Raw genomic sequence first — 25,863 nt, forward strand, 5'->3', positions numbered from 1 at the left:
TTCCCCGCCTCTTGGATAGTCGGGGATGCGGACATCGGGCGGTTCACGGCGCGTCGGCCGCGCCCGCTTCGGCTTCGCCCGCTACGGGTTCGTAGGAAAGCAGCGGGGCGATGCGCGGATCGTCGGCAGCTTCCCAGCCCTGCGGCGTGCGCAAGAGCGCATTCGTTTTGCCGCGCGGCGAGATGAAGCGGATTTGCGCGTGCCCCAGGGCTTCGAGCTCCTGCGCGATGTCCTCAATCACGCTGCCCTCCTCGGCGATCGCGACCTCGCCGAAGGACATGAAGAGCGGCAGGGCTAGCGCCTCTTTCGCGCTCATGCCGAAATCGATCACGCCGATGATCGAGCGGGCGACCTGGACCGGTATGGTCGGTCCGCCCGCCGCGCCGATGACGAGAAAGACCTCGCCCGCGGGGTCGAACACGATGGTCGGCGCCATCGAGGAACGCGGCCGCTTGCCGCCTTCGACCCGGTTGGCGACCGGCCTGCCGTCCTTCTCGAAGCTGCTGCTGAAATCGGTCAACTCGTTGTTGAGATAGAACCCGCGGAAATAGAGGCCCGAGCCGAAGGCACCCTCGATGGTCGAGGTGTAACTCACCGCATTGCCCTGCGCGTCGACGATCGCGAAATGGGTGGTTCCGCTTTCGGGCGGTTCGTCGCCATCGGCGCGGGCGAGCGGGGCGCCGGGCGGGGTGCCGGCCTCGACGCTGGCGAGCGCGCCTGACGGATCGATCAACGCGCTGCGCTGCGCGAGATAGGCGGGATCGATCAGCCCCTCGACCGGGACTTCGACGAAATCCGCATCGGCGAGGTAAAGCTCGCGGTCGGCATAGGCGATGCGCTGCGATTCGAGGAACAGGTGCCAGAAGCGCGCGCTGTCGGGTCCGAGCGCGGCGAGATCAAACCGTTCGAGCTGTCCCAGCATCTGCGACACAGCGACGCCGCCGGAGGATGGTGGCCCCATCCCGCAGACGCGATAGCCGCGATAGAGCGAGCAGACCGGCTCGCGAACCTTCGCCGTATAGGCACTGACGTCGGCCTCGCTCATCGCCCCGTCTTGAGGCGTGGCGGCTGCGACATAGGCGGCAAGTTCGCCCGGAAGGTAGTCGTAGAAGAATTCCGGCCCGTCCTTCGCCAGCGCCTCGAGCGTGAAAGCGAGTGCGCGCGGAACCACCGTGCTCCCGACGGGCAGCGGTTCGTCGCCCTGTGCATAGAAGACCTCGCGCGCTTCGGGGGTAAGCCCCGCGCGTTCGGCGCGTCCGGAGAGCGAGGCGTGAAGGCGCCGGTTCATCTGAAAGCCGCGACTGGCGAGCGTATATGCCGGGCCGAAAAGGTCGATCCACGGCAGCTTGCCGTATTTTTCATGCGCGAGCTTTGCGAGCGCGACATTGCCCGGTACCCCGACGCTGAGCCCCGAAAGCACGCGTGTTTCGTAGGGCAGGCGTTCGCCGTCCTCATCGAGGAACCTTGCGGGTGTCGCCGAGGCGGGCGCAGTCTCTCGCCCGTCGAAGGTGGTAACGCCGTCCGGCCCGGCATGGACCAGGAACCCGCCGCCGCCGATACCCGAGCTTTGCGGCTCGACCACGGTCAGCGCCAGCATGACCGCGATCGCCGCATCGGTCGCCGAGCCGCCCTTGGCGAGGATCGCTTCGCCCGCCGCGGTGGCGCGCGGATCGGCGGTGGTCACCGCGCCGGCAAAAGCGGGTGCCGGATCGGGCGTGGGCGGGGCGGCAACCGGTGCAGGTGTGGTTTGGGCGACGCAGCCGGTGAGAAACAAGGCGAACGACGTCAGGGCGGCGAGGGGCTTGAACATGGCCCGCATCGCTATTCGCTTCCCACCGCCTCCGCAATGCTCGAAAACCCGTCGCGCCGCATCAGCGCGCCCAGCTCGCGCACGATCCGCGCGCCTAGGCCCGGCCCGTCATAGACCAGCGCAGAATAGAGCTGCACCAGACTGGCGCCCGCCCGGATGTGCTCCCACGCGTCTTCACCCGAGGCGATCCCGCCGGCCCCGATCAGCGGCACGCCGCCGCCGGTCGCCTTGCGAAAATCGCGCAATCTTTCGAGCGCGAGCGTGTGTAGCGGCGCGCCCGAAAGCCCCCCCGCTTCCCCGGCATGGGACGAGCGCAGCAAGGGCCGCGAGATCGTGGTGTTCGAGACGATCAACGCGCCAAGCTGGCGATCGATCGCCATGCGGGCGATGGCGTCGATATCGGCGGGTTCGAGATCGGGGGCGACCTTCAGGAAGACGGGCGGCACGTTCACCCCAGCGACCTCGTCGCGCGCGGCGATCACGCCGTCGATCAGCGCCGCCAGCGCGCCCTCGTCCTGAAGTGCGCGCAGGCCGGGCGTGTTGGGGCTCGACACGTTGACGGCAAGATAGCTGGCAAGAGGTGTCATCGCCCGCGCCATGGTCGCGTAATCGTCGATCCGGTCGGGCGATTCCTTATTTGCGCCGATATTGATGCCGACGATCCCACCTCGCCCATGCCGCGCGCGCAGGCGATGGGTTGCCGCCTTGGCACCGCCATTGTTGAACCCCATGCGATTGATCACCGCCCGGTCCTCGACCAGTCGGAACAGGCGGGGCCGGGGGTTGCCCTGTTGCGGCAGCGGCGTGAGCGATCCGACTTCGGTAAAGCCGAAGCCCAGCGCGAGCAGCGCATCGGGCACCTCGGCGTCCTTGTCGAACCCAGCCGCGACCCCCACCGGATTGGGAAAATCGAGCCCTGCGACCGTAATCGCGAGCGCATCGTCCGCGCGCCCGGATGGCCGGGATCCCGCCGCCTGCGCCGCCTTCAGCGCGCCGATCGCGAGGCGATGCGCGCGTTCGGGTTCGAGCGCGAACAGCGCGGGCCGCAGGAGGTCGAACAGGCGGGGGGTGCGAATCATGTGCTCGCCTAAACGCACAAGCGACCTCACGTCGAGGGCGACGCGCTTACCGAGCGCGTCAGAGCCCCGCGATAGACCGCTCAATTTGCTCGGTTTCGCTTCCCGCGCCGCGAGTTGTCGTATGCATACAATTATTCGCCGCAAGCCAGGACTAGAGAATCACTCGCGACCCGAAGGGCTCGGAGCAGCAATGCAAAGAGTTCCTCAACTCAAATGGGCGGTTCCCTCATAGGAACCGCCCTTTTTTTAACTTCTCAGGAGGCGGGATACGCATAGGGACGCATGGATCTGGCAAGCGCGAAAGGCGATTGTCCGCGATGATGCACGACATGCAGACCCCGCCCGGCAGCGAAACCGACGGATCGGACGATTCGCTCCTCGAGCTGACCGAGAGCGCGCTGATCGCGATCAATTACATCGCGCCGCCCGCGGCCGTCAGCGATTACATCACCACGCTCTACCATTTCCGCTGCGACGAGCCCCAAATCCGCGACATCCAGCCCGCCTCCATCGGCCATTTCGCGATCTTTCCGCGCGGTCGCGGAGAGATGCAATTCTCCGGCGGCCACCGCGATCCCAACCACGAGGTTGCAGTCCTCACACCGCTTTCCACCGCGCATCCGATCGTCGTCGATGGTCCGTTTCACGCAGTCGGCGCGGCGCTCACGCCCTTGGGCTGGGCGGCGCTGACTGGGCTGCATGCCGGCGAGCATCGCGACAGGCTGCGCGACGCGCGCGAGGTGCTCGGGGAAGAGGCGGGCGCACTCGGCGATCGGCTCAACGCCGCCTACCGCGCCGGCGAAATGAGCGGTCGCAACTGCGCGCTTGCCATCGCCGAATTCGTCGGACGGTCGGTACGCCCGGTCAATCCGCGCCATGCCGAGCTCATCAAGACGGTCAATGCCTGGCTCGGCGCCTCCTTTAATCCCTCGGTCGCCGACCTGGTCGAACGCGCCGCCTATTGCGAGCGGCAGGTGCAACGCCTGACCGAGCGCTATTTCGGACTGCCGCCCCAGGCGCTGGCGCGCAAATATCGCGCGCTTCGCGCCGCCGCCTTGCTGTCCTTCCCCGTGCTGAGCGAGGAATACGAGGCGCAGCTGGGCGAAGCATTCTTCGATCAGTCGCATATGATTCGCGAGATAACGCGCTTCGTCGGACGCACGCCGGCACGGCTGAAGGACGCGGACACGCCCTATCTGAGCGAGATGATCGCGCCGAAGAATCTGCGCGAGCTAAAGACCTGATCCGCCTTGAAATCGGAGCGAATGAAGCGTATTTAAAATCCGACTCAATCAGTCCGATTTAAGAATCGGTCGCAACAAGCGGATTTTCCAGCGCGACCATGCGCCTTTCCAACCTTGCCGATTATGCCGTCATCACGATGAGCCAGGCCGCGACGCATTGTGGCGATGGGCGTGTGAGCGCGGCGGAACTCGCGCGCGAGACTGGCCTGCCGGTGCCCACGGTCCAACGCCTCGTATCCAAGCTGACGGCGGCAGGTCTGCTGCGCTCGATGCGCGGCGTAGGCGGAGGCTTGCAGCTGGGACGCCCGGCCGCCGCGATTACCGTTGCCGATATCGTCGAGGCGGTCGAAGGCCCGATCGCGCTGACCGCCTGTGTCGATCATCGCGACTGCGACCACGAAGCGCGCTGCACGATGAAGTCGCATTGGCCGATCATCAACCGAAAGCTGCGCGGCGCGCTGGCCGAGATCACGCTCGACCATCTGCGCGCTACCCCGACCATAACTCACGCGATGAAAGAACCCGCGGAATGACCGATCAGATCGACCTCCAGACCCCGGAAATGGACCAGGATGCTAAGGACGCAGCTGCAAAGGCTGCCGAATACGAGCATGGTTGGTCCGCGGATATCGAGACCGAATTCGCCGAGAAGGGGCTTTCGGAAGACACGGTCCGCTTTATCAGCGCCAAGAAAGGCGAGCCCGAATGGATGCTCGACTGGCGCCTCAAAGCCTTCCGCCTGTGGGAGCAGATGGAAGAACCCGACTGGGCGAAGGTCGGCTTTCCGAAGATCGATTATCAGGACGCCTATTATTACGCTGCGCCGAAAAAGAAGCCGCAGCTCGACTCGCTCGACGAGCTCGATCCGGACATCAAGTCGGTCTACGACAAGCTGGGTATTCCCGTGGCAGAACAAGAGGTTCTCGCGGGGGTGAAGGGTGCGCGCAAGGTTGCAGTCGATGCGGTGTTCGACAGCGTTTCCGTGGCAACCACCTTCCGCGAAGAGCTCAAGAAAGCGGGCGTGATCTTCCTGTCGATCAGCGAGGCGATTAAGGATTATCCCGAGCTCGTGAAGAAGTGGCTGGGCCGCGTCGTGCCTCAGCGCGACAATTATTTCGCGACGCTCAACAGCGCGGTCTTTTCCGACGGCACGTTCGTCTACATTCCCGAGGGCGTGCGCTGCCCAATGGAGCTGAGCACCTATTTCCGCATCAATGCCGAGAATACCGGGCAGTTCGAGCGCACGCTGATCGTTGCCGAAAAGGGCAGCTACGTCAGCTATCTCGAAGGCTGCACCGCGCCGATGCGCGACGAGAACCAGCTGCACGCCGCGGTGGTCGAGCTGGTCGCGATGGAAGACGCCGAAATCAAATATTCGACCGTCCAGAACTGGTATCCCGGCAACGCCGAAGGCAAGGGCGGTATCTACAATTTCGTCACCAAGCGCGGCCTTTGCCAGGGCGATCGTTCCAAGATCAGCTGGACGCAGGTCGAAACCGGCAGCGCGGTGACATGGAAGTACCCCTCCTGCGTACTCAACGGAAAGGACAGCGTCGGCGAATTCTATTCGGTCGCGGTCACGAACAACTATCAGCAGGCCGACACCGGCACCAAGATGATCCACAACGGCGCCGGCTCGCGCTCGACGATCATCTCGAAAGGTATTTCGGCGGGCAAGTCGAACAACACCTATCGTGGCCTCGTCCGCGTCGGCCCGAAGGCCGAAGGCGTGCGTAACCGTACGGAGTGCGATAGCCTGCTGATCGGCGACGAATGCGGGGCGCACACGGTGCCATACATCGAGGTCAAGAACCCGGGCGCACAGATCGAGCACGAGGCGACCACCTCCAAAATCAGCGACGAACAGCTGTTCTACGCGATGCAGCGCGGGCTCGACGAAGAAGAGGCGATGGCGCTGATCGTCAACGGCTTCGCCAAAGACGTGCTGAAAGAGCTGCCGATGGAGTTCGCCGTTGAGGCGCAGAAGCTGCTGGCGATTTCGCTCGAGGGGAGCGTGGGGTGAGTAAGCCCGACTATGCTATTGTAGCTATATGCGGCTCGATTGGCTGGATACTAGTTTGGGGATTTGCGGCCGGCTTTGCAGGAGAGATACGCTTCTTGCCAGATACCGATTTGGCTGCATTCGAATTCTTACTCTCCACCGCCTTTTACTACGCAGCACCCGCACTGACGCTTTGGGCATTTTGGAGGTTGATTACCTACAGACCGGAAGATGCAACAAAATGACCGACCGCAAAACCCTCGGCCTTAAGGACACGTCCGACGCGGAACCGACCCTCAACAAGAAGGGACGGGGCTGGAAGATCTCGGACAAGCGCCTCGACGAGCTGCACGACCGGGCGCGGGAGTTGCGGCGGTTTGCTTCGCCTGCGAACAAGGCGCTGGCCAAGCGTTTCGCCGATGCGGATCTAGGCCGCTACACCTTCAGGCGGTTCGCCGTCGTCGGTAGCGCTATCGTCGATTTTAACTGCCACAATCTCGGCATGGCGATCATGATCGACGAAGATGGAGCCGATGAAATTCTCGCCCAAAAGCTGGCCACGCGCCGGGACAAGAGCCTCGAGGCGGTCGGCATTCGCGTGATGCGGATCAAGGCCAGCGATATTCTCGAAAACATGGACGCCGTGCTGCAGCGGATCACCGCCGGCATGCGCATGCGGATCGAAGACAAGAAAGAGGCTGCGCGCGCCCACCGCGAGGCCAACCCCAACCAGAATTACTCGCGACCCAATCGCAGGAAACTCGACAATGCTTAAGATTGAAAACCTCCACGCCAATGTGGGCGACACACCGATCCTCAAGGGCCTTTCGCTCGAAGTGCCCGCGGGCGAAGTCCATGCGATCATGGGCCCCAACGGCGCGGGCAAGTCGACGCTCGCGCACGTGCTGGGCGGAAAGCCGGGTTACGAGGTGACGCGCGGTTCGGTCGAGTTTCGCGGGCAAGACCTGTTCGATCTCGAGCCGCACGAGCGCGCCGGCGCAGGCCTGTTTTTAGGCTTTCAATATCCGGTCGAGATCCCAGGTGTTTCCAACGTCCAGTTCCTGCGCGAGGCGCTCAATTCGCAGCGCAAATATCGCGGCGAGGAACCCCTTTCCGGCGGCGACTTCCTGAAGCTCGCAAAGGAAAAGGCGGGCCTGCTCAAAATGGACATGGAGATGCTCAAGCGGCAGGTGAATGTCGGCTTTTCCGGCGGCGAGAAGAAGCGCGCCGAGATGGTGCAGATGGGCATTCTTGACCCTGCCTTCGCCGTGCTGGATGAGACGGATTCCGGCCTCGACATCGACGCGCTGCGCGTGGTGGGCGAGGGCATCAATTCGATTATGCGTTCACCTGACAAGGCCGTGCTGCTGATCACGCACTATCAGCGCCTGCTCGACGTGGTGAAGCCCGACAAGGTGAGCGTGCTCGCAGATGGCCGGATCGTCCGGACGGGCGGAGCGGACCTGGCGCATCGCCTCGAGGACGAAGGGTACGACGCGGTGATGGCCGAGGCAGCGGCATGATCCTTTCCGCTCTTCTTCTCTCCGTGCAACCGGCGCCCGAGCCGATCCCCGAGATCGTCGTGCTGGGCAATTTGCGCTCGGTTACGGTCAGCGTCGGCCAGGACCGCGAGGGCAGCTGGCACTGCTCGCTCAGCAAGTCGACAGGCCGTGCAAAGCTCGACGATCGCTTCTGCCGCGCGGTGACCGAATGCGTGCGTGACGGGGCGAGCAATCAGGCAGAGGTCGACACCTGTATCCGCGAGGAGCGCGGACGGCTGGTGCGCCGGTTCGAACGCGCGACGAAGCGGGGTTCGCAATGAGCATCTCCTCCACTCTTCCCACCCGCCGCGACGAAGCGTGGCGCTATTCAGACACCGACGCGCTCGCTCGCCTCGGACTCGAAACGCTGGCCGACTGGCGCGAGATCGCGGTGGAGGCCGGCAACACATGGCGCCAGGTGCTGGTCATCGGCGGCGATGCGCCCGACCTTCGCCGCCTGCGATTGACGCTCGGCGAAGGCGCGCGGGCCGAATTGTTCGTCGTCTGCGCCGGGACGGATTTCACCCGACTCGAAGCGGACGTGACCCTCGGCAATGCCGCGCATTTCGAGTTCGGCGGGGTGACCATCGGTGGCGGCAGCGCGGTGCGCGAATTCGTGACGACCACACGCCACGAGGAACCGGGCGCGACCAGCAACCAGACGGTGCGCAGCGTTCACTGGGGCGAAGCATCTGGCAATTTCCTCGGCGAGATCAAGGTCGCCCGGCACGCACAGCAAACCGACGCCGCGCAGGATTTCAAGGCCCTGCTGCTTGAAGCAGGCGCCAGCGCCAATGCGGTGCCCCAACTCGAGATCTATGCCGACGACGTCAAATGCGCGCATGGCGCCACCGTCGGGCAGCTCGACGAAGTAGCGCGCTACTACATGGCAGCGCGCGGACTCTCGCCCGAAGAGGCACGGCGCTTGCTTGTTCAGGCCTTTATAGGCGATGCTTTCGTGGGACTGGATGATGAGCCCGAGCGCGAGCGGCTGATCGCAGCGGCGCTGGGCACACTGGGAGACAGAATATGACGACGAATAGAGGCATACGCACGGCCCTCTCGGCGATCGCGTTGACGATGGGCGGCGCGGCGATGGTATCGGCCAACGAAAGCCAAAGCGCGCTGACGCTTCCCGCGAGCGAATTCGTGCCCATGCAACGCTACGCCGTGACCTACGAAGAGCCGGTGGAAATGGCGAAGTTCTATGTTCGCCAGCTCGATCTGCCGGTGCGCGAGGCGCAGTTCGAGGAAGGACGTAGCCCCTATATTCCAAACCACAAGGTCGTCATCGCGACGGTGGACGGGATCGAAAATCCGACGGTCAAGGCGATCCAGTGGCGAATCGAGTTGAAGGCCGACGGCAATGCGTGGGAAGCGGTCGCAGCCGGCCTGCGCCGCATGTGCCAGAACGGACCCAATACAGATACATGGACGACCGACACTTGCCCGTAGCGCTCGCCGAACCGCCCACGCTCGATCTGCGCGCCGATTTTCCGGGTCTGACGACGCCGGGCGGCGCGCCGTGGCACTATCTCGATACGGCGGCGACGGCGCAAAAGCCGCAAGCCGTGATCGACACGGTGGTGCGCGCGATGGGCAAGGATTACGCCACCGTCCATCGCGGTGTGTATTCTCGCTCGGCCGACATGACGCGCAGTTACGAGGAGGCGCGACAGCGCATCTCGCGCTTCATCGGCGGGCGCGAGGACGAGATCGTGTTCACGCGTGGGGCGACCGAGGCGATCAATCTTGTCGCCAATAGCTGGGGGCGCGCGAATCTGAAGCCTGGCGATCGCATCCTGCTTTCCGCGCTCGAGCACCATTCGAACATCATCCCCTGGCAGATGATCGCCGAAGCGACCGGTGCCAAGATCGATGTCGTGCCGCTGACGGCAGATCACCGGATCGATCTGGACGCTGCCGAAAAGATGATCGGGCCGCGGCACAAGCTGATCGCCTTCGTGCATGTTTCAAACGTGACGGGAAGCGTGCTCGATGTGGGCCGCGCCGCGGACATCGCGCATTCGGTCGGTGCGAAACTGCTTCTCGACGGATGTCAGGCGGTGCCGCACATGCCGGTCGACGTCGCTGCGCTGGGTTGCGATTTCTACGTCTTCAGCGCACACAAGCTCTACGGACCGACCGGGATCGGCGCGCTGTGGGCGAGTGGCGATATCCTCGCCGACATGCCGCCCTGGGAAGGCGGCGGCTCGATGATCGAGCGCGTGACTTTCGAGAAAACCACCTACGACGTCCCGCCCCAGCGTTTCGAAGCCGGAACACCCGCGATCGTCGAAGCGATCGGTTTCGCTGCCGCGGCGGATTACGTCGATGCAATCGGGCGCGAGGCGATCCACGCGCACGAGGCGGCGCTGACCAAGAGGTTGCGCCGCGAGCTTGGCCGGATGAACGATGTGACCTTGTTCGGCCCGGACGACGGCGCGGGCATCGTCAGCTTCCTGATCGACGGCATTCATCCGCACGATCTCGGCACCATCCTCGACGATGGCGACGTCGCGATCCGGGCGGGGCACCATTGCGCGCAGCCGTTGATGGACTATCTCGACATTCCCGCCACCGCGCGCGCGAGCTTTGCCGTTCATTCGAGCGAAGCCGATATCGACGCCCTGATCGAAGGGATCGGGCGGACGAGGCGGATCTTTGGAAAAGGCTGATCAACCATGAGTTCGGACACCGAAAAGAAGGATTACATCGCCGCGCCCGCGCCGGGTGATGAGGTGTTGACGAAGCCCCCGCGCGCCCGGGTCGAGGATGCGGTGGACCCGGATGAGGCGCCTGCGAAGCGGACGCGCGACTATCTGGAAGGGTTCCTCGCGCACCAACCCGCCGAACCGCCGCAAGCGGGGGCGGGCGGCGATCTGCAACAGGCGGTGATCGAGGCGCTGAAGGAAATTTACGACCCGGAAATTCCGGTGAACATCTACGATCTCGGCCTGATCTACGGCGTCGAGGTCGACGACGAGGCCGATGCGACGGTGACGATGACGCTGACCACGCCGCATTGTCCGGTTGCGGAAACCATGCCCGGCGAAGTCGAACTGCGCGCCGCTTCCGTCCCCGGCATTCGCGATGCCGAGGTCGTGCTGGTCTGGGATCCGCCTTGGTCGCCCGAGAAGATGTCCGACGAGGCGCGGCTCGAACTGGGAATGCTCTGATGGCCGATACGAAAACCCGCCCCGCCCCCAAGGCCGCGGTCGTGCTTACCAAGCGCGCCGAGGCGCGTATCGCGCATCTGATGAGCCAGGCGCCCGACGATGCGATCGGCGTCAAGCTTTCGACCCCGCGCCGCGGCTGTTCGGGGCTCGCCTATTCGGTCGATTACGTCACCGAGGAAGCCAAATTCGACGAGAAGATCGAAACACCGGGCGGCACCTTTTATATCGATGGCGCCAGCGTGCTCTACCTCGTGGGTTCGACGATGGATTGGCGCGATGATGATTTCACCGCCGGCTTCGTGTTCGAGAACCCCAACGCCAAGGGTGCCTGCGGCTGCGGCGAGAGTTTCATGGTCTGATGGCGACGACGGTCGAGCTGACGACGCATATCGCGGCTCCGCCGGAAACTGTATGGCGCCGAGTGATGACTCCGCGCCTGCTCGATTACGTCGCGGCGCCGCTCATTCGCTTCCGGTATCCAAAAGGGTTCGATCATCAGCGGTGGCAAGTGGGGCAGCACCGCGCCAAAATGCGCTTTATGGGCATCGTTCCGATCGGGTGGCAAATCATCGGTATCGAGTTGCCCGCCAGCCCCGACGAGGTTACGAAACTGCTGCGCGACAACGGCTACGGCCCGATGATAAAACGCTGGGATCACTGGATCGTGATCCGTCCGCATCTTTCGGGAGAGGGCACGCAATATACCGACCGAGTGCATATCGAGGCGAGCGCGCTCACCCCGTTCATCACCGCCTATGCCAAGCGGTTCTACGCCCACCGGCAAAAGCGCTGGCGCGAACTCGCGCATTCGGATTTCGCTGCGCTCGAAGGGTGAGACCTATTCGCCGTCTTCGATGATCCGCGCGATAAGACGGCGTTCGAGATCGTCGATCCGGCCATCCTTGTCGATCATTGCATTGAGCCATTCCTGCTCGCTGTCGGTCAGCTTTTCACCCGCTGCGGCCTGCGCTTCGAACTGGCCGGTCTTTTTCTTGCCGAAGACCTTGCCAAAGTGGTTCACGGCATTCGGTAGCTCCTCGGCCATGCGATTGAGGAAGCGGCCGACATCGACGCTGTGATCGTTCATGAAGGCGTCGAGCTCCTTCGCACGGTCATGGTCCAGCTGCGCGTTGGCGAGGGCGAAGCCTTTCAGGTAGTTGCTCACCCCATCGAGGAACAGCTCATCCCATTCGGGCGCGTTGTCTTCGGCGAGAGTCGCGTCCTTCAGGCGGAAGAGCATTTCCGCTTCGCTGCGGCTGACATGCGCCGGTCCGTGGCTGCCGCTGCCGAAGACGATGCGGCGCAGGATTTCCGCTTCCGTGGCGGTGATGTGGACCGAAGACAGCTCGCCGCCGCACCGGGTCGGGCCCTCTCCGCTCAGCACTTCCTTCTCGATCCGGCCGATCACGAAGTCCTTCAGCCGGACGGGCACGTTCTCGGCGCGTTCGATGATCTTCACGATCGCCTCGAGCTCCGCCATGCTTTCGACGCAGCCGTCGCGATCGACCTGCGCGATCAGCCAGCGCGCTTCTTCCTCGCCGCATTGACCGCGCGGCTGCGTGCCGTTGAGCACGAAGTCGACCACCGCCTCGACGAAGAAGTCGGTCCATTCCTCGCCGCGCTCGTCCAGCGCGTCGTTCAGCGCGAACAGGGCCTCGGCCTCGAGGCGCGAGATGACGCCGTCGCCCCAGCCCTTCGCGCGCAGCGAGAGGACCTCTTCAACGGTGACGTTGCCGTCGTGCGATGCGCGCCGGGCGAGTTCGAAGAATTGCGTGGTCATGATCTGGCATACCCCTTGATGCAGGGTCAGCCTTCGCATGATGTGCTTAAGACCGGGTTACCGCGCTCGCCCTTGCTGCGTGGCCTCAGCGCCGTCGGGCGGCGCGTTCGACCTCGGCGATGCAGCGCCGGCGGTCCGTCGCAGCGCCGCCTTGCCGCTGGCGCGCTTCGACATGCGAGGCTTGCCGCGCGGCGCCGGGGGCAGGCGGGTAGAGGTAGATGTCGAGCACGCAAGCACCCGAAGCGAATTGAAGCTTGCGCGCGTCGCCTTCGACCATGTCGATCCGCGGCTCACCGAAACGCCGCGACAGCGCGGACGCAGGCGCGCCGATAATGCCCGCAAGATCTACCGGCGGAGCGACGCTTGCCACACGCGGGGCCGGTGCGGCAGCGGTGGTGGCGGGGGCGGGCGCAGGGGCGGATACGCAGGCGGAGAGGGCGAGGACTCCGCCAGCCAGCGCAGCAGCCTTGCCGGTCCTGATCATGATGCCCCTCCCTCGCCTTGCCGTCCCAACGCGCGGTGGGCGAGGTGGGTCCCGGCCGCCGCTCCGACAACCGGGGCGAGCAGACCCACGAAGGGCACGATCATCATCGCGCCCACCGCCAGCCCCAGTGTCAGGCGCTGATGGCGCGGCACCGGACTGCCCGCAGCGCGCTCGGTTCTGTGCCGCAACCAGGCCATGTCGGTCAGCTCGCGGCCGAGGAGCCAGGCATTGGCGGCGAAGAACACGAGCGCCGCGCCTATCCCGGTCACGATCAGCGCCAGGGCAGGAGGCAGTGCGATCAGATTGACCGCGACGGTCCGCGCGAAGCTGCGCAGCGCATTGCGCGCTTCCTCGCCGAGGCCGATCGCCCGCGCCGTGTCCACCCTGTCGGGGTAGTGGCGGCGCTCGACCGCGATCACGATGTCCTCGGCGAAGAACTGCAGGACGGCGAGCGCGACCACGCGGAACAGCAACCAGAAGGCGAGGATGGCGAGCAAAGCGGCGCCCGCTGCGCCGGCGAGACCGCCGCCAACAAGGCCATAGCTTTCGAACAGGGCGCGCAAGGCCACGAAGAGTCCGGCACCGAGCCCGACGAAGACGAAGACGGTGATCCCGAGCGACTTCAGCAACACCGCCAGCACCGCGCGGTCGGCCAGCTGGCCGATCGCCTTGGCGAGGGCGGAGAGGGTTGCGGTCATCGCCGCCGCTGTGCGCAGGGCCGGCAGCGGTGTCAAACGCAAGGCGGAGCGGCGTGCTCGCCCTGTATCAGGCAGTTTCGCCTTGGCGGCATGCCGGCACCGGGCTAGGCGCGCTTCGCAAACCACAAGACACACGCAACGACAGGACATTCGCCCGTGAACACAAGCGCTTCCGATCCCCGCTACGACGTCATCGCTATCGGCAACGCAGTCGTCGATGTCATCGCCTCGTGCGAAGAGGAGCTGATCGAGGAGCTTGAGCTCAACCGCGGCGGCATGACCCTGATCGACGAGGCGCGCGCCGATGCATTGTACGATGCGATGCCGCCGGCGCGCGAGCTCTCGGGCGGGTCGGCGGCGAACACGCTGGCGGGGCTTTCGACGCTCGGCCTGCAATGCGCCTTTATCGGCCAGGTCGCCGACGATCAGCTGGGCAAGGTCTTCCGCCACGACATGCGCGCGACCGGCATCGACTTCGACACGCCGGCGCGCGACGGCGAGCCGGCGACGGGCCGGGTGCTCATCTTCGTGACGCCCGATGGCGAGCGCACGATGAACACCTTCCTCGGCGCCGGCCAGTACCTGCCGGCATCCGCGCTCGACGAAGACCTCATCGCGAGCGGCGCGATCCTCTATCTCGAAGGCTATCTGTGGGATCCCGAGGAGCCGCGCCGCGCCATGCGCCGCGCGATCGAGGTGGCGCGCGAGGCGGGCCGCAAGGTCGCCTTCACCGCGTCGGAGAGCTTCGTCATCGAGCGGCATGGCGACGACTTTCGCGCGATGATCGAGGACGGCGTGATCGACATCCTGTTCGTCAACGAGAGCGAGCTGGCGACGCTGACCGGTGAGGATGACTTCGAAGCTGGCCTTGCGGCGGTTGCGGGAAAGGTGCCGGTGCTGGTCGCGACCCGCAGCGCGAAAGGCGCCGTCGCGATCGCGGGTGGAGAACGCGCCGAAGTCGCCGCCGAGCCGGTCGACAAGGTGGTGGACACGACCGGCGCGGGCGATCAGTTCGCGGCGGGCTTCCTCTCGGGCCATGCACGCGGCGAGCCGCTCGAGATCTGCCTCAAGCGCGGCGCGGTCGCCGCCGCCGAGGTGATCTCGCATTACGGCCCGCGACCCGAGGCCGACATGCAGGCGCTGATGGCGAGGAGCGCTTGAGGGTTTGCGAGTCCCAGCGAAGGCTGGGACCTTGTGCTGACTGGCGCGAAGCCGCGGGAGGTCCCAGCCTGCCCGCCAAGCGGGCAGTTCATCCTGAGCGCCTGGCTTGCAGGCAGTCGAAGGGCTGGGACTCGCGCAACAGCTAGTTTCCAACAGCATGGAACAGGTGGAACACGGTCCAGGGGCAAAACACCCTATCCGTAACCTTACGCCGCAAAAACGTCACTTAAGGCGCCAAAGTGTCGCCCATTTAGACGAAACCGTCACTCTAGGCGGCGCGCAGTGTCACCTTATGCCACGCAAAGCGACACACTGGCAGCGCGTAGGTGTAAAGCTACGCCAAGTGCGATCGGGGAAGGTCTGACGATGGGAAAGAGCAGGCGAACTCCTACCACCCGCGCCCCGCTGTAGGAAAACTCACTGCTCGGGCACGTAGTCCGCGCGCCGCAGGGTGATCATGTAGGCCGCGACCTCGTCGACCCGTTCGCGGGTCAGGTCGAAATCCATCTGCTCGGGATAATTGTGCGCATCGATCAGCCAGGCGCGGATCGTCGCGCGGGTGACGCCCGGGCGATTGGCGATGCTGGCAAAGCTCGGCGCGCGGGTATTGGGCGAGAGGTAAGGCGGCTGAACCCCATGACACCCCCCGCAAGCCGCCTCGACGAAAGCCGGCGGCTCGGGCTCAGGCGTAGGCGTAGTGGTGCAGGCGGCAAGCGCGAGAATGGCGAACGGGGCGGCGAGGAGGGGGGTGTGTTTCATACCACCCTCATAATCCGCCCGCAGCATCCGCTCATTGATCGACATCAAATTTGCGAAAGACTATCCCGCGCTATCGTTTGAGGTAGGTGTCGAGACCGGTGGTTGGAGCGCACTCGACGGTGCTTCAATTTGCGAGCGATCAGCGGACTCGGTACCGATCGGACCATACCAAGTTAATCCAACGAATATTGCCCCGGCAATCGCTGCAATGCCGATGAGGACAGTCCAAAAACCGCCAACTTTTATCTTAAAGGCGTTCCATTTCGCAATTGGGCGGGCCGCCATCAGCTTCTCATATCGATCCGTAAGGTTCGGCAAGTCAGTAGCTGTGAGAGCTCTGTACACATCATTGCGACTGCCTCTGTTGCGACGAGAATCTGCGATCTTCTTTCGAGCTACAGCAAACTCCGTGTAGAACTCGCGAAATTCTGGGTATGCGGAAATAACGGCGTCGAAGCCCAGCTTACCCGTTAGGTTATCCAGATCAATGGCGATCTTGGACATAGCGGCATCAATGGCGTCGTGCTGAGCGCGATAACAACAGAACCGCGCGTCTTCAAAAAGCGCCAGAATTTTTTCACGATTGCCGTCATGGTGTGCAGCATCCAATGCGTCGACCATCCGGCGTCCGGCGTAGCGAAGCTCGGTCACCGCGGGATGCGCTACTTCGTCGCAGATCTGCTCTGCGCGTTTAATCGCATTTTCGGCTTTGTTCCACTGTTTGGCGATGTCTCGGAGAATATCGCCAAATGGGAACAGCTCAGATGCTTGCTCGTTCGGCGCGGCGGGCAAGCCGCCCTGCGGCTCGGTCACCATCGGTACGAAGACGCTCCAGTTTCTTATCGGTCAGATAACGCCGAAACTGAATCGACGTGTTTCCACGAGTATAGCGCGCGACAACGCGAGCAGCTGAGTCGCGGTCAGCAGCCTCGTACCCTCCCAAAAAAAGCTTATCAATCAAATTGCGCAACACGTTATCGTCCTTCCGAGCGGCGGGCCGCTATCAACGCGAACGCTAAGAGTCAATTGTTATTGACTAGGAAAACAAACTGAATCCGTCGATTCGCGTTGTCAAGAGCATATGAGAAATCACTTGATGATATGTGCATAAGTTAGCGATTTTCAATGGCAAAACCATAAGTGCCAAGATCACTCCCCCTCCCGCGCCACTTCCTTCCAGCCGATATCGCGGCGGTAGAACCCGCTGGGAAGATCGATCCGCTCCACCGCCGCGTAGGCTGCCTGCTGCGCCCGCGTCACGTCCGGGCCCATCGCGGTGACGTTCAGCACGCGGCCTCCATTGGCCACCAGCGCGCCGTCCTTGATCGCGGTGCCGGCGTGGAAGACCTTCGCACCACCGCTTTCCGCGTCGTTCAGCACGATCGCGCCGCCTTTTTCCGGCGTGCCGGGATAGCCCTTCGCCGCCATCACCACCGTCAGCGCGGTCTCCTCGGCGAACCGCGCCTCCTCGCCCGCGAGTTCGCCTTTCGCGCAGGCGAGCATCAGTGCGGCGAGATCGCCCTGGTAGCGCATCATCAGCACCTGGCATTCGGGGTCGCCGAAGCGGCAATTGTATTCGATCAGCTTGGGGCCATCGGCGGTCAGCATCAGGCCGGCATAGAGCACGCCGGAATAGGGCATGCCGCGCCCGGCCATGATGGCAGCGGTGGGGCGGACGATCTCGTCCATCACGCGGGCCTGCAATTCATCGGTCAGCACCGGGGCGGGCGAATAGGCGCCCATGCCGCCGGTATTGGCGCCGCGATCGCCTTCGCCGACCTGTTTGTGATCCTGCGCGGTGCCGAAGGGGAGCACGGTGGTGCCGTCGCACAGCGCGAAGAAACTCGCTTCCTCGCCTTCGAGGAATTCCTCGATCACCACCTCGCTGCCCGGCAGATCGCCTGCGAACATGTCGGTGAGCACCATTTCGGCTTGCGGCAGATCGTCGGCGATCACCACGCCCTTGCCCGCGGCGAGACCGTCCGCCTTGAGCACGAAGGGCGGCTTGAACCGCGCCAACGCATCGCGCGCCTCTTCGAGCGAGCTGGCGCGGGTATAGGCGGCGGTGGGGATATGGCCCTCGGCGCACAGATCCTTGGTGAAGCCCTTGCTGCCTTCGAGTTGCGCGGCGGCGCGCGAGGGGCCGAAGACGGGGATGTCGGCGCCACGCAGGGTATCCGCCAAACCGTCCACCAGCGGAGCCTCGGGGCCGATCACGACCAGGCCGATATCCTTTTCGCGCGCGAAGGCGACGGCCGCCTCGTGGTCGCCAGCATCCAGCGCCACGCAGGTCGCTTCGGCCGCGATGCCCGGATTTCCGGGCGCGGCATAGAGCTTCCCGAGCGACGGGGATTGCGCGAGCTTCCACGCTAACGCATGTTCGCGCCCTCCCGAACCCAATAGCAGGATATTCATGGCCTCTCCGCCTTCCAACAGTGATTTGCCAGGGCTGGTAGCGCGCGGACGGGCGGACGACAACGATGAGCCATTGAGTGTCAGCGAAATCTCGCAGGCGCTCAAGCGTACGGTCGAGGAACGGTTCGGCCATGTCCGGCTGCGCGGCGAATTGTCGGGCGTGAAGCGGGCGGCGTCGGGGCATATGTACTGCGCGCTGAAGGACGAAAAGGCGGTGATCGACGCGGTGATGTGGCGCGGCAATGCCGGGCGGCTGGCATTCATGCCCGAGGACGGGCTGGAGGTGATCGCGAGCGGCAAGCTGACGACCTATCCGGGGCGCTCGAAATATCAGATCGTGATCGATCGGCTGGAAATGGCGGGCGAGGGCGCGCTGCTGGCGCTGCTGGAAAAGACGCGCGCGCGGCTGGAGGCGGAGGGGCTGTTCGCGAGCGAGCGCAAGCGGGCGCTGCCGTTCCTGCCCAGCACGATCGGGGTGGTGACCTCGCCCACAGGCTCCGTGATTCGCGACATTCTTCACCGGCTGGCGGACCGCTCCCCCAGCCATGTCGTCGTCTGGCCGGTGCTGGTGCAGGGGCAGGGCGCGGCCGACCAGGTGGCGGGCGCGATCCGGGGGTTTTCGGCGCTGGAGGATGGCGGGCCCGTGGCACGTCCCGACGTGGTCATCGTCGCGCGCGGGGGCGGCTCGATCGAGGATCTGTGGAGCTTCAACGAGGAGGCGGTGGTGCGCGCCATCGCCGAATGCTCTATCCCCGTGATCTCGGCGGTGGGGCACGAGACCGACACGACGCTGGCCGACTACGCCGCCGACCGCCGCGCGCCGACGCCTACCGCGGCGGCGGAGATGGCGGTGCCGGTGCGCGCGGAACTTGCCGCGACACTCGCCGACTACGCCGCGCGGCAGCGGCAGGCGGTGCAAAGGCTGCAGGCGCTGGGGCGCGAGAGGCTCGAAGCGCGCGCCGGGCGGATGCCGCGGATCGAGGCGTTGCTGGGGCCGCAGGGACAACGGCTGGACGAGGCGGCGGAGCGGCTGCGGCGCGGGCTGATCGACCGCGCGGCGGCGGGGCGCGAGCGGCTGGCGGGGATAGGCGGGCGGCTCAATCCGCCGCTGCTGGGCCGAGCCGTCATGCTGCGCCGGGAACGGCTCGGCCAGGTCAGGCTGTCCCGGCGGGTGCTGGACCAGCCGATCGCACGGGCGCGCGAAGGACTGGAGCGGTTCGCCCGCACCGCCCCGCGCGAACTGGAGCGCAAGCTGGCGGAGCTCGCGGGTAGGCTCGACCGGCAGCGCCCCGATCCCGCAACGCTGAACCGCCGCATCGCCGAGGGGCGCGGGCGGGTGGACGCGCTGGCGCGGCTCGCCGAGCAGCTGCATCCCCGTAAACCGTTGGAGCGCGGCTATGCTATGGTAACGGGTGAGGACGGCGCGGTGGTGACCTCGCGTGGCCAAGCTGCGGAACGAGAGCGCCTGATGCTGGAGTTCGGCGACGGGAGCTTGCCGGTCCATACCGGTGATCCCGCACCCCCCGCCGCAAGACGACCGCGACCCGCTCGCCGCAAACCCCCGGCCGAAGATGCGCAGGATGATTTGTTCGGCTGACCGGGCAATGCTAAGGGGGCGCCCATGTTGATGTCGACCAGCGATAAAGCCGCCAAGCTCCAGTACGGAGCCTCCACCTTTCGCGTCCTGCGCCCGGGAAGCCACGTGCTGTGCGCGGTATCGGGCGAGGTTATCCCGCTCGAGGATCTGCGCTATTGGAGCGCCGCGCATCAGGAGGCCTATGCCTCGGCCGAAATCGCCACCCGGCGGCTGCTCGGCGACGATTGAGCGTGGATTTTGGTACATTTGCGCGCCGCCTGGCCGCGGCGCTGATGCTGACCGTGCTCGCCGGGTGCCTCCCGGGCGAACCGTCGGCGACCGGCACATCGACCGCCGCAGGCTCGCCGGCAGCAGAGCCCACCGCGCCCGCCCCGCTGCCGCCGCCGCAGCGAGTAGCCGATCCCGAGCCGGTCGATCCGCGCTTCGAATATGAGGGCGAGCTGACCCAGGGCGGCTTCATCCGCGGCACCGTGCCCGCGACGACGGTGAGCGCACGGCTCGGCGAACAGGAGGTGGAGATCGCAGAGAACGGCGCGTTCTTCGCCGCGTTCGATCGCGATTCGCCGCGCCGCCTCGACCTGACCGCGACGCTCCAAAGCGGACGGACCGTGCGCGAAACCCTGCGGATCAGCGAGCGCGCGTGGGATATCGAGCGGGTCAATGCGGCGCGCCGCAAATTGCGCGATCCGGAAGCCTACTGGCGCCAGCGCGAACCCGAATACAACGCCATCGTCGCGGCGCGGGCGATCGAAACTGACGCGGATGGCTGGAAACAGGATTTCATCTGGCCGGTTGAGGGGCGCATATCGGGCCGCTTCGGGCGGCAGCGTATCTATCGCGGCGAACCGGGCAGCTTCCATTCGGGGATCGACATCGCGAAAGACACCGGCACGCCTTTCGTCGCGCCCGCAGACGGCGTCGTCGTGCTGGCGCGCACCGGCTTCAGCCTGGAGGGCGGCCTTATCATCATCGATCACGGGCATGGGCTGAACAGCGCATTCCTGCATGCAAACCGGATCGTCGTCGAAGAGGGGCAGGCGGTGCGTCAGGGCCAGCATATCGGCGATGTCGGATCGACGGGCCGATCGACCGGTCCGCATCTGCATTGGGGCCTCAAATGGAACGACGCGCGGTTCGATCCCATCCTGCTTGCAGGTCCCATGGACTGACATGCGCAGCTATCGGCGCCTCGCCGCGGCGTGCGCCCTCGCCCTCCTCTGCGCGCCGGGCACCTGCCTTCGCACCCCCGTCCCCGCCGACGCCCCGCGCGAGCTCGACATGCGTCGCATCGCCGGCGCGGCTGCGACAGCCGATCCCGCCTGGCAGCGCGCGAGCGTATGGCATCTGGAAGCCCCGGCCTCGCTCAAATTCGGGGGCTATTCGGCGATGTTCATGCTCGGCGAGCGGCGACTGCGCGCCTTTTCCGATCGCGGCTTCCGCCTGACCTTCACGCTGCCCGATGTGCCCCCGCTCGCCCCCGGATCCGCGCCGGAAACCACCGACATTGCACGCATGATCGTGGGCGAGGATCGGTTGCAATGGCAGCTCTGGGATATCGAGGCGGCGACGCGCGATCCGGCGAATGGCGATTACTGGCTCGCCTATGAAAACACCCATGCGATCCACCGCTTCTCGCTGCCGAGCGAACCGGAGGGGGTGCGGCTGCTGGAGGACGAGGTCGACTGGTACGACAATGGCGGGCTCGAAGCGCTGGTGCGGCTTGCCGACGGGCGGTTCGTCGGCATTCCCGAAGGGCGCGACGAAGCGCTGATCTATCCGGGCGATCCGGTCGAGGGCGGCGCGCCGGAGCCCGTGCCCTTCGCCGTTCCGACAGCCGGCTTCGCAGTTACCGATATGGCGCAGCTGCCCGATGGACGCCTGCTGATGCTGCTGCGCGACACGGCCTGGGGGCTGCCGCCCTTTACCAGCGCGCTGGCCATCGCCGACCCGCCGCCTGCGGACCCGGCTGAGCGGACAGTCTGGCGCGCGCGCCTCCTGCTCGACCTCGATGCGATCCTCCCGCGCGAGAATTACGAGGGGCTGGCGATCGCGCCGCAGGATGACGGGCGGATCGCGATATGGCTGATCTCGGACGACAATTTTTCCGCCTTGCAGCGGACGCTGCTGGCCAAGCTGGTGTTCGATCCGCGAGGCCGAGCAGCCATGAAAAAGGCGCGCCGATCGCCCGGCGCGCCTTTGCATGTTCAGTAAAGGATCGCGGCGCGGGTCTCGTCCGCCCGCCCCACCAGTCGAGCGCGGTCAGGCCGCAGCCGCAGCCGCCGCCTTCTTCAACTCGCGCTTCACCTTGAGCGCGCGGGCCGAAAGCTTGTCGTCGCGCGTCTTCAGCAGCCAATTGTCGAGCCCGCCATTATGCTCGACGCTGCGCAGGCCCTGCGTCGACACGCGGAACTTGAAGCTGCGATCGAGCTTTTCGCTCAGCAACGTCACGTTCTGCAGATTGGGCAGGAAGACGCGCTTCGTCCGGTTGTTGGCGTGGCTCACATTGTTGCCGACCTGGCGGCCCTTGCCAGTCAGTTCGCAAACTCGCGACATGTCGATATATCCTGCTCAAGTGTTCAATGGTTCGGGGCGCGGCCGCCCGCGCGCTCGAATCGGCGCGCCCGGCGCAATCTGCGCGATCCCGGAAAGCGGCGCACATACGGAGGGGTGTGGACAAGGTCAAGCTGGAACCTTTTGCGCTGCCGGCGTATTGATGGCAAGAATGTGGCAAGAAGGCGGTTCACTCTCGGGAAATCCGCAGCCGAAAGCCCGTTCGTTCTCTGGAGGATCACTTACATGAAAAAGATTATCGCAGTCGCAGCCCTCTCTGCCGCCACCTTCGGCCTTGCCGCCTGTGACGTCGATCAGACCGAAGAAGGCGATATGCCGGAACTCGAAGGCGGCAATCTGCCCGAATACGACGTCGAGCCGGTCGATGTCGAAGTCGACAGCAATATCGAAGTGCCCGAAGTCGATGTCGACGCGACCCAGCCCGACGCCGAGGGCGAGCCGGTTACCGGCGACGAATAAACCGCGGATTCGAAAGAAACCTGATAGGGGCGGGGAAGCGATGCGTTTCCCCGCCCCTTTCATGTCCCGCGCTCTCGATCTGGCGCGCGAAGCGGCGACGATCGGCGAGGTGCCGATCGGCGCGGTCGTGGTGAAGGAGGGCGCCGTGATCGCCGCGGCACATAACGAAACCCGCACCGGCCCCGACCCCACCGCCCACGCCGAAATGCTTGCGATCCGCCGCGCCGCACAGGCGCTGGGTGAAGAACGGCTGACAGGCTGCGATCTGTGGGTGACGCTGGAGCCCTGCGCCATGTGCGCCGGCGCCATCGCCCACGCCCGCATCGCGCGGCTATATTACGCCGCCAGCGACCCCAAGGGCGGCGGCGTCGAACACGGCGCGCGGGTGTTCGCGCAGGAGCAATGCTTCCACCGGCCCGAAGTGTATTCGGGAATGGGCGAAGAGGAGGCTGCGGCGTTGCTGCGGGGGTTTTTTGTGGAGCGGCGGTAGCGGGTCAGTCGGACTTCACCCGGCCCATGATCAGCGCGGCGATCGCCAGCAGGAAAATCGCCCCCGCTTCGAAGAGGACGTTCTGCGGCGCCATATCCTTGCCCTGAAGCACGATCAGCCGGGCGAGCGCGGTGATGGCGATGAAGATCGGAAAGACGAAGAACGAACCGCGCCCGGTGTAGAAAATCGCGATCATGGCCAGCACCTCGGTGTAGAGAAACATCAGCAGGATATCGGCAAGATCGACCGAGCGTTTCTCGAACACGAGCACGACTTCAGCGACGACGGCGGCCAGCGTCATCGCGGTTGCGATGATGAGCAGCAGGTGTTCGAGCGCCTTGAACGTCCGGTCGGCGAGGGGCGGCGAGGTTTCCCCGGTTTCTACGTCCTGTGATGCATCGCTCATCCTTTGGGGTATAGCTTATTGGGTCCGCTTTGCCGAGCGGCGTGAATGGAGGACGAAGCGCGGACAGACGAGAGTTTGGCCGCTACACACTCGTGGTCACACGCCGGGCCGATGGGTGCGTGGCGCGATCGGCTCGAAGTTGCCCGCGGATATGCCCTACAGCCCCCGCCAGATGTTCGCCGCCTGCCCGTCCCTCGCGCCGTAGCGGCGAGGGTCGCAACGCGCTGGGCGGAAGCGGGGGCCGTAGCAAAGGCGCAATTCTTCGAGCCAGCCGTCGCGGTTCAGCTTCACGCCGATCTGGTCCGCGCTCCAGCCGGCATTGGCATCGGCGAAAGCGGTGCGGATGCGGCCGGCGGTGAGGCCGTCCTCGCGGCTGATGCGGTCGTAATCGGGGATGCGTAAGGACTTCCACAAGATGCGGGTGACGTTGAAATAGGTTTCGGGGCGTCGTGTCATGCAGGCGCCATGCTTGACCCATTGGCGGGCGACGAGGCGGGCGGACGGCATCATGCACAGGTTCTCGCGAATTTCGCGCGGCGTAAGGCGGGCCTGTTGCGGGCACCATTGCGGCCAGCTGCGCTGCCCCTGCGGCCAGAGGCCATGGACGACGAGGCCGAAGGCGCCGTTATCGCCCGAACACTGGACGCGGTGCGCGGCGGAGCCCTTGCGGGTGCGGCAGAAAGCGGGGGACCAGGAGAGTGCGAGAGTGTAGCCGGTGACCGGCATGCTGCGCGGCCGTTGATCGGGGACGATCTGCGGGACAGAGGAGATCTGCGGCGCCCGGCATTGATAGGCCTGGGCATGGGCGGTGGTAGCGCCCGATACTGCCAATATCGTCATTACCCTCGCGATGACGAAAAATCGTGATGATGCCGCCCCACTCATGATCGCCTGAAGTAGCGGCTGGCGCTCCGCGTGAACAGCAGCGCGATGCTCAATGCGATGAGCCCGGCCTGCAACCATGCGCCGGGTCCGCCCGCGACCAGCCACCATATCTTCCAGAGACCCAGCGCGCTCACCATCCACCGTGCGAAGGGCCGCGCGGCGAGCAGGATCCAGGCGATCGGTATGAGCGCGATGGTGAACTCCGCGCTCAGCGCGACGATCGTCCAGTCGCGGTTCCAGTCGAAATCCGGGAAGGCGCCTGCATATGCGGCACGGGCGGCGGCAAGGTCGAGGAGCCCGGAGATGAGCGCCCAGAGCCCAGCTAGCAAAAACAACATGCATGCCGCGCAAATGCTCTTTGGGCGGGCGGCTTTTGCGGCGCTCACAAGGGCTGGAAATCAAGGCCGATATCGGCGGCGGGCGCGCTTTGGGTAAGGCGGCCGACCGAGCAATAGTCGACCCCGCTTGCCGCCTTCGCCGCGATGGTGTCGAGGTTGATGCCACCGCTCGCCTCGGTCTTCGCGCGGCCATCGACTATGGCGACCGCTTCGCGCAGGGTCGCAGGCTCCATATTGTCGAGCAGCAGGCGATCCGCCCCCGCGGCGATGGCGGGCTCGATCTGGTCGAGCCGGTCGACCTCGCAGATGATCGGGCTGACCCCCGCCTCGCGCGCGCGGCGGACCGCTTCGTTGACGCTTCCGGCAACCGCGACGTGATTGTCCTTGATCATCGCCGCGTCCCACAGGCCCATGCGGTGATTGTCGCCCCCGCCCATGCGCACGGCGTATTTCTCGAGCGCGCGCAGGCCGGGCAGGGTCTTGCGCGTATCGAGCAAGGTGCAGGTCCGGCTCCCTTCGTGCATGGCGTCGACGTAATCGCGCACCATGCTGGCGATGCCGGAAAGGTGCTGGACGATGTTCAATGCGCTGCGTTCCGCGGTGAGCAGCGCGCGGGCATTGCCTTCCAATCGCATGAGATCGGCGCCGGGGCGCACCTCGTCGCCGTCGCTAGCCAGCGTCTCGATACGGCAATCGGGATCGAGATGACGAAAGAACGCCTCGGCTAGCGGCAGCCCCGCGACGACGATCGCGTCGCGGCTGTCCATGACGCCCGCAAAGCGCGCATCGGCGGGGATCACGCTTTCGCTGGTGACGTCCCTGCCGCCGCCTCCGAGACCTTCGCCCAAATCCTCGGCCAACGTTTCGCGCACGAAGCGGGGGAGGTCGAAGCCTTCGAGTTTGAATATCATGTTCGTCCCGCTCGCCCTGAGCTTGCCCGCGACCGCGAAAGCGGTTGTCGAAGG

Annotated in this window: 33 protein-coding genes; 20 read left to right on the forward strand and 13 right to left on the reverse strand. The window is 65.3% G+C overall.

Going from position 1 to position 25,863, the window contains the following annotated elements; all coding sequences use genetic code 11:
• Window positions 1-43: 43 nt before the first annotated feature.
• Both ggt and V2I30_RS11160 read right to left on the reverse strand, forming a co-directional pair.
• Window positions 44-1,810 carry a gamma-glutamyltransferase gene (gene ggt / locus V2I30_RS11155; protein WP_330662230.1) on the reverse strand — a complete coding sequence of 589 codons (1,767 nt, stop codon included), beginning with the start codon at window positions 1,808-1,810 and terminating at the stop codon, window positions 44-46.
• 11 nt (window positions 1,811-1,821) lie between these two features.
• Entirely contained in the window at window positions 1,822-2,889 is a 1,068-nt protein-coding gene (locus V2I30_RS11160) for a quinone-dependent dihydroorotate dehydrogenase (RefSeq protein ID WP_330662231.1), read from the reverse strand.
• A 317-nt stretch (window positions 2,890-3,206) separates the two neighbouring features.
• On the opposite strand from V2I30_RS11160, the gene V2I30_RS11165 reads away from it, so the two are divergent.
• The 13 genes from V2I30_RS11165 (at window position 3,207) to V2I30_RS11225 (ending at window position 11,690) form a co-directional block, all read left to right on the forward strand.
• Entirely contained in the window at window positions 3,207-4,133 is a 927-nt protein-coding gene (locus V2I30_RS11165) for a helix-turn-helix transcriptional regulator (protein WP_330662232.1), read from the forward strand.
• 98 nt (window positions 4,134-4,231) lie between these two features.
• A complete protein-coding gene (locus V2I30_RS11170; RefSeq protein ID WP_330662233.1) occupies window positions 4,232-4,666 on the forward strand; it encodes an SUF system Fe-S cluster assembly regulator in 435 nt (144 codons plus the stop codon).
• Window positions 4,663-6,156, forward strand: coding sequence for a Fe-S cluster assembly protein SufB (sufB, locus tag V2I30_RS11175; protein ID WP_330662234.1), 1,494 nt, complete (start codon window positions 4,663-4,665; stop codon window positions 6,154-6,156). Before V2I30_RS11170 ends, sufB begins: the two co-directional genes overlap by 4 nt.
• The gene (locus V2I30_RS11180) at window positions 6,153-6,380 is read left to right on the forward strand and encodes a hypothetical protein (RefSeq protein ID WP_330662235.1); all 228 of its coding nucleotides are present in this window, start codon (window positions 6,153-6,155) and stop codon (window positions 6,378-6,380) included. Before sufB ends, V2I30_RS11180 begins: the two co-directional genes overlap by 4 nt.
• Window positions 6,377-6,910, forward strand: a complete 534-nt coding sequence (locus V2I30_RS11185; protein ID WP_330662236.1) for an endonuclease domain-containing protein — start codon at window positions 6,377-6,379, stop codon at window positions 6,908-6,910. Before V2I30_RS11180 ends, V2I30_RS11185 begins: the two co-directional genes overlap by 4 nt.
• Complete coding sequence (sufC, locus tag V2I30_RS11190) at window positions 6,903-7,658, forward strand: Fe-S cluster assembly ATPase SufC (RefSeq protein WP_330662237.1); 756 nt, start codon at window positions 6,903-6,905, stop codon at window positions 7,656-7,658. The genes V2I30_RS11185 and sufC overlap by 8 nt, the downstream gene beginning before the upstream one ends.
• Window positions 7,655-7,957 (forward strand): hypothetical protein, encoded by a 303-nt coding sequence (locus V2I30_RS11195; RefSeq protein ID WP_330662238.1) that lies wholly within the window; start codon window positions 7,655-7,657, stop codon window positions 7,955-7,957. The genes sufC and V2I30_RS11195 overlap by 4 nt, the downstream gene beginning before the upstream one ends.
• Complete coding sequence (locus tag V2I30_RS11200; protein ID WP_330662239.1) at window positions 7,954-8,709, forward strand: SufD family Fe-S cluster assembly protein; 756 nt, start codon at window positions 7,954-7,956, stop codon at window positions 8,707-8,709. The genes V2I30_RS11195 and V2I30_RS11200 overlap by 4 nt, the downstream gene beginning before the upstream one ends.
• A complete protein-coding gene (locus tag V2I30_RS11205) occupies window positions 8,706-9,131 on the forward strand; it encodes a hypothetical protein (RefSeq protein ID WP_330662240.1) in 426 nt (141 codons plus the stop codon). The genes V2I30_RS11200 and V2I30_RS11205 overlap by 4 nt, the downstream gene beginning before the upstream one ends.
• Window positions 9,107-10,354, forward strand: coding sequence for a cysteine desulfurase (locus V2I30_RS11210; RefSeq protein ID WP_330662241.1), 1,248 nt, complete (start codon window positions 9,107-9,109; stop codon window positions 10,352-10,354). The genes V2I30_RS11205 and V2I30_RS11210 overlap by 25 nt, the downstream gene beginning before the upstream one ends.
• 6 nt (window positions 10,355-10,360) lie before the next feature.
• Window positions 10,361-10,855, forward strand: a complete 495-nt coding sequence (locus V2I30_RS11215; protein ID WP_330662242.1) for an SUF system Fe-S cluster assembly protein — start codon at window positions 10,361-10,363, stop codon at window positions 10,853-10,855.
• On the forward strand, window positions 10,855-11,214 hold the full coding sequence (locus tag V2I30_RS11220; protein ID WP_330662243.1) for a HesB/IscA family protein: 360 nt from the start codon (window positions 10,855-10,857) through the stop codon (window positions 11,212-11,214). The genes V2I30_RS11215 and V2I30_RS11220 overlap by 1 nt, the downstream gene beginning before the upstream one ends.
• Window positions 11,214-11,690 carry a hypothetical protein gene (locus V2I30_RS11225; protein WP_330662244.1) on the forward strand — a complete coding sequence of 159 codons (477 nt, stop codon included), beginning with the start codon at window positions 11,214-11,216 and terminating at the stop codon, window positions 11,688-11,690. Before V2I30_RS11220 ends, V2I30_RS11225 begins: the two co-directional genes overlap by 1 nt.
• 3 nt (window positions 11,691-11,693) lie before the next feature.
• Here the strand turns inward: V2I30_RS11225 and V2I30_RS11230 are convergent, their stop codons facing one another.
• The 3 genes from V2I30_RS11230 to V2I30_RS11240 form a co-directional block, all read right to left on the reverse strand.
• Window positions 11,694-12,635, reverse strand: coding sequence for a hypothetical protein (locus V2I30_RS11230; protein ID WP_330662245.1), 942 nt, complete (start codon window positions 12,633-12,635; stop codon window positions 11,694-11,696).
• Window positions 12,636-12,720: 85 nt separating this feature from the next.
• Window positions 12,721-13,119: a hypothetical protein gene (locus tag V2I30_RS11235; RefSeq protein ID WP_330662246.1), complete on the reverse strand. Its 399-nt coding sequence runs from the start codon at window positions 13,117-13,119 to the stop codon at window positions 12,721-12,723.
• Window positions 13,116-13,817: an EI24 domain-containing protein gene (locus tag V2I30_RS11240; protein ID WP_330662247.1), complete on the reverse strand. Its 702-nt coding sequence runs from the start codon at window positions 13,815-13,817 to the stop codon at window positions 13,116-13,118. The genes V2I30_RS11235 and V2I30_RS11240 overlap by 4 nt, the downstream gene beginning before the upstream one ends.
• Before the next feature lie 156 nt (window positions 13,818-13,973).
• Here V2I30_RS11240 and V2I30_RS11245 point away from each other — a divergent pair, with 156 nt between their 5' ends.
• The gene (locus V2I30_RS11245; RefSeq protein WP_330662248.1) at window positions 13,974-14,978 is read left to right on the forward strand and encodes an adenosine kinase; all 1,005 of its coding nucleotides are present in this window, start codon (window positions 13,974-13,976) and stop codon (window positions 14,976-14,978) included.
• Window positions 14,979-15,395: 417 nt separating this feature from the next.
• Here the strand turns inward: V2I30_RS11245 and V2I30_RS11250 are convergent, their stop codons facing one another.
• From V2I30_RS11250 to purD, 3 genes are all read right to left on the reverse strand, one after another.
• Window positions 15,396-15,737 carry a hypothetical protein gene (locus V2I30_RS11250; RefSeq protein ID WP_330662249.1) on the reverse strand — a complete coding sequence of 114 codons (342 nt, stop codon included), beginning with the start codon at window positions 15,735-15,737 and terminating at the stop codon, window positions 15,396-15,398.
• A 60-nt stretch (window positions 15,738-15,797) separates the two neighbouring features.
• The gene (locus tag V2I30_RS11255; protein WP_330662250.1) at window positions 15,798-16,553 is read right to left on the reverse strand and encodes a hypothetical protein; all 756 of its coding nucleotides are present in this window, start codon (window positions 16,551-16,553) and stop codon (window positions 15,798-15,800) included.
• Between the two features lie 333 nt (window positions 16,554-16,886).
• Window positions 16,887-18,152 carry a phosphoribosylamine--glycine ligase gene (purD, locus tag V2I30_RS11260; protein WP_330662251.1) on the reverse strand — a complete coding sequence of 422 codons (1,266 nt, stop codon included), beginning with the start codon at window positions 18,150-18,152 and terminating at the stop codon, window positions 16,887-16,889.
• Between purD and xseA the strand changes: the two genes are divergently transcribed.
• Genes xseA through V2I30_RS11280 form a run of 4 tightly spaced genes read left to right on the forward strand, consistent with a single transcriptional unit; the run spans window position 18,151 to window position 21,960 of the window.
• Window positions 18,151-19,749, forward strand: coding sequence for an exodeoxyribonuclease VII large subunit (gene xseA, locus V2I30_RS11265; protein ID WP_330662252.1), 1,599 nt, complete (start codon window positions 18,151-18,153; stop codon window positions 19,747-19,749). The two genes, purD and xseA, sit on opposite strands and share 2 nt — an antisense overlap.
• 24 nt (window positions 19,750-19,773) lie before the next feature.
• Entirely contained in the window at window positions 19,774-19,977 is a 204-nt protein-coding gene (locus V2I30_RS11270) for a DUF2093 domain-containing protein (protein WP_330662253.1), read from the forward strand.
• 2 nt (window positions 19,978-19,979) lie between these two features.
• Window positions 19,980-20,918, forward strand: coding sequence for a M23 family metallopeptidase (locus V2I30_RS11275; RefSeq protein ID WP_330662254.1), 939 nt, complete (start codon window positions 19,980-19,982; stop codon window positions 20,916-20,918).
• 1 nt (window position 20,919) lies between these two features.
• Entirely contained in the window at window positions 20,920-21,960 is a 1,041-nt protein-coding gene (locus tag V2I30_RS11280) for an esterase-like activity of phytase family protein (protein WP_330662255.1), read from the forward strand.
• A gap of 48 nt (window positions 21,961-22,008) precedes the next feature.
• Here V2I30_RS11280 and rpmB read toward each other — a convergent pair whose 3' ends face one another.
• A complete protein-coding gene (gene rpmB / locus V2I30_RS11285) occupies window positions 22,009-22,302 on the reverse strand; it encodes a 50S ribosomal protein L28 (RefSeq protein ID WP_330662256.1) in 294 nt (97 codons plus the stop codon).
• Window positions 22,303-22,545: 243 nt separating this feature from the next.
• Between rpmB and V2I30_RS11290 the strand changes: the two genes are divergently transcribed.
• The gene (locus V2I30_RS11290) at window positions 22,546-22,779 is read left to right on the forward strand and encodes a hypothetical protein (RefSeq protein ID WP_330662257.1); all 234 of its coding nucleotides are present in this window, start codon (window positions 22,546-22,548) and stop codon (window positions 22,777-22,779) included.
• Window positions 22,780-22,819: 40 nt separating this feature from the next.
• Window positions 22,820-23,269 (forward strand): nucleoside deaminase, encoded by a 450-nt coding sequence (locus V2I30_RS11295; protein WP_330662258.1) that lies wholly within the window; start codon window positions 22,820-22,822, stop codon window positions 23,267-23,269.
• A gap of 4 nt (window positions 23,270-23,273) precedes the next feature.
• Here the strand turns inward: V2I30_RS11295 and V2I30_RS11300 are convergent, their stop codons facing one another.
• The 4 genes from V2I30_RS11300 to nadC all read right to left on the reverse strand — a co-directional run bounded on the left by V2I30_RS11300 (window position 23,274) and on the right by nadC (window position 25,809).
• Complete coding sequence (locus V2I30_RS11300) at window positions 23,274-23,675, reverse strand: phosphate-starvation-inducible protein PsiE (RefSeq protein WP_330662259.1); 402 nt, start codon at window positions 23,673-23,675, stop codon at window positions 23,274-23,276.
• A 156-nt stretch (window positions 23,676-23,831) separates the two neighbouring features.
• Entirely contained in the window at window positions 23,832-24,515 is a 684-nt protein-coding gene (locus V2I30_RS11305; RefSeq protein ID WP_330662260.1) for a ribonuclease T2 family protein, read from the reverse strand.
• A 41-nt stretch (window positions 24,516-24,556) separates the two neighbouring features.
• Window positions 24,557-24,898: a hypothetical protein gene (locus V2I30_RS11310; protein ID WP_330662261.1), complete on the reverse strand. Its 342-nt coding sequence runs from the start codon at window positions 24,896-24,898 to the stop codon at window positions 24,557-24,559.
• Window positions 24,899-24,942: 44 nt separating this feature from the next.
• Window positions 24,943-25,809: a carboxylating nicotinate-nucleotide diphosphorylase gene (nadC, locus tag V2I30_RS11315; RefSeq protein ID WP_330662262.1), complete on the reverse strand. Its 867-nt coding sequence runs from the start codon at window positions 25,807-25,809 to the stop codon at window positions 24,943-24,945.
• Between the last annotated feature and the right edge of the window lie 54 nt (window positions 25,810-25,863).

The sequence above is a fragment of the Erythrobacter sp. genome (assembly GCF_036351135.1).
Classification (GTDB): Bacteria; Pseudomonadota; Alphaproteobacteria; order Sphingomonadales; family Sphingomonadaceae; genus Erythrobacter.

What these genes read in the sequence shown, in the direction of transcription:
- sufC (WP_330662237.1), top strand. Translation starts at nt 6,903, where the DNA reads ATGCTTAAGATTGAAAACCTCCACGCCAATGTGGGCGACACACCGATC.
- nadC (WP_330662262.1), bottom strand. Translation starts at nt 25,809, where the DNA reads ATGATATTCAAACTCGAAGGCTTCGACCTCCCCCGCTTCGTGCGCGAA.
- V2I30_RS11305 (WP_330662260.1), bottom strand. Translation starts at nt 24,515, where the DNA reads ATGACGATATTGGCAGTATCGGGCGCTACCACCGCCCATGCCCAGGCC.
- V2I30_RS11280 (WP_330662255.1), top strand. Translation starts at nt 20,920, where the DNA reads ATGCGCAGCTATCGGCGCCTCGCCGCGGCGTGCGCCCTCGCCCTCCTC.
- V2I30_RS11165 (WP_330662232.1), top strand. Translation starts at nt 3,207, where the DNA reads ATGATGCACGACATGCAGACCCCGCCCGGCAGCGAAACCGACGGATCG.
- purD (WP_330662251.1), bottom strand. Translation starts at nt 18,152, where the DNA reads ATGAATATCCTGCTATTGGGTTCGGGAGGGCGCGAACATGCGTTAGCG.
- rpmB (WP_330662256.1), bottom strand. Translation starts at nt 22,302, where the DNA reads ATGTCGCGAGTTTGCGAACTGACTGGCAAGGGCCGCCAGGTCGGCAAC.
- V2I30_RS11250 (WP_330662249.1), bottom strand. Translation starts at nt 15,737, where the DNA reads ATGAAACACACCCCCCTCCTCGCCGCCCCGTTCGCCATTCTCGCGCTT.
- V2I30_RS11185 (WP_330662236.1), top strand. Translation starts at nt 6,377, where the DNA reads ATGACCGACCGCAAAACCCTCGGCCTTAAGGACACGTCCGACGCGGAA.
- V2I30_RS11240 (WP_330662247.1), bottom strand. Translation starts at nt 13,817, where the DNA reads ATGACCGCAACCCTCTCCGCCCTCGCCAAGGCGATCGGCCAGCTGGCC.
- V2I30_RS11310 (WP_330662261.1), bottom strand. Translation starts at nt 24,898, where the DNA reads ATGTTGTTTTTGCTAGCTGGGCTCTGGGCGCTCATCTCCGGGCTCCTC.
- V2I30_RS11220 (WP_330662243.1), top strand. Translation starts at nt 10,855, where the DNA reads ATGGCCGATACGAAAACCCGCCCCGCCCCCAAGGCCGCGGTCGTGCTT.
- V2I30_RS11235 (WP_330662246.1), bottom strand. Translation starts at nt 13,119, where the DNA reads ATGATCAGGACCGGCAAGGCTGCTGCGCTGGCTGGCGGAGTCCTCGCC.
- V2I30_RS11170 (WP_330662233.1), top strand. Translation starts at nt 4,232, where the DNA reads ATGCGCCTTTCCAACCTTGCCGATTATGCCGTCATCACGATGAGCCAG.
- V2I30_RS11160 (WP_330662231.1), bottom strand. Translation starts at nt 2,889, where the DNA reads ATGATTCGCACCCCCCGCCTGTTCGACCTCCTGCGGCCCGCGCTGTTC.
- V2I30_RS11215 (WP_330662242.1), top strand. Translation starts at nt 10,361, where the DNA reads ATGAGTTCGGACACCGAAAAGAAGGATTACATCGCCGCGCCCGCGCCG.
- V2I30_RS11290 (WP_330662257.1), top strand. Translation starts at nt 22,546, where the DNA reads ATGAAAAAGATTATCGCAGTCGCAGCCCTCTCTGCCGCCACCTTCGGC.
- ggt (WP_330662230.1), bottom strand. Translation starts at nt 1,810, where the DNA reads ATGTTCAAGCCCCTCGCCGCCCTGACGTCGTTCGCCTTGTTTCTCACC.
- sufB (WP_330662234.1), top strand. Translation starts at nt 4,663, where the DNA reads ATGACCGATCAGATCGACCTCCAGACCCCGGAAATGGACCAGGATGCT.
- V2I30_RS11195 (WP_330662238.1), top strand. Translation starts at nt 7,655, where the DNA reads ATGATCCTTTCCGCTCTTCTTCTCTCCGTGCAACCGGCGCCCGAGCCG.
- V2I30_RS11205 (WP_330662240.1), top strand. Translation starts at nt 8,706, where the DNA reads ATGACGACGAATAGAGGCATACGCACGGCCCTCTCGGCGATCGCGTTG.
- V2I30_RS11300 (WP_330662259.1), bottom strand. Translation starts at nt 23,675, where the DNA reads ATGAGCGATGCATCACAGGACGTAGAAACCGGGGAAACCTCGCCGCCC.
- V2I30_RS11225 (WP_330662244.1), top strand. Translation starts at nt 11,214, where the DNA reads ATGGCGACGACGGTCGAGCTGACGACGCATATCGCGGCTCCGCCGGAA.
- V2I30_RS11210 (WP_330662241.1), top strand. Translation starts at nt 9,107, where the DNA reads ATGGACGACCGACACTTGCCCGTAGCGCTCGCCGAACCGCCCACGCTC.
- V2I30_RS11255 (WP_330662250.1), bottom strand. Translation starts at nt 16,553, where the DNA reads ATGGTGACCGAGCCGCAGGGCGGCTTGCCCGCCGCGCCGAACGAGCAA.
- V2I30_RS11230 (WP_330662245.1), bottom strand. Translation starts at nt 12,635, where the DNA reads ATGACCACGCAATTCTTCGAACTCGCCCGGCGCGCATCGCACGACGGC.
- xseA (WP_330662252.1), top strand. Translation starts at nt 18,151, where the DNA reads ATGGCCTCTCCGCCTTCCAACAGTGATTTGCCAGGGCTGGTAGCGCGC.
- V2I30_RS11295 (WP_330662258.1), top strand. Translation starts at nt 22,820, where the DNA reads ATGCGTTTCCCCGCCCCTTTCATGTCCCGCGCTCTCGATCTGGCGCGC.
- V2I30_RS11270 (WP_330662253.1), top strand. Translation starts at nt 19,774, where the DNA reads ATGTTGATGTCGACCAGCGATAAAGCCGCCAAGCTCCAGTACGGAGCC.
- V2I30_RS11200 (WP_330662239.1), top strand. Translation starts at nt 7,954, where the DNA reads ATGAGCATCTCCTCCACTCTTCCCACCCGCCGCGACGAAGCGTGGCGC.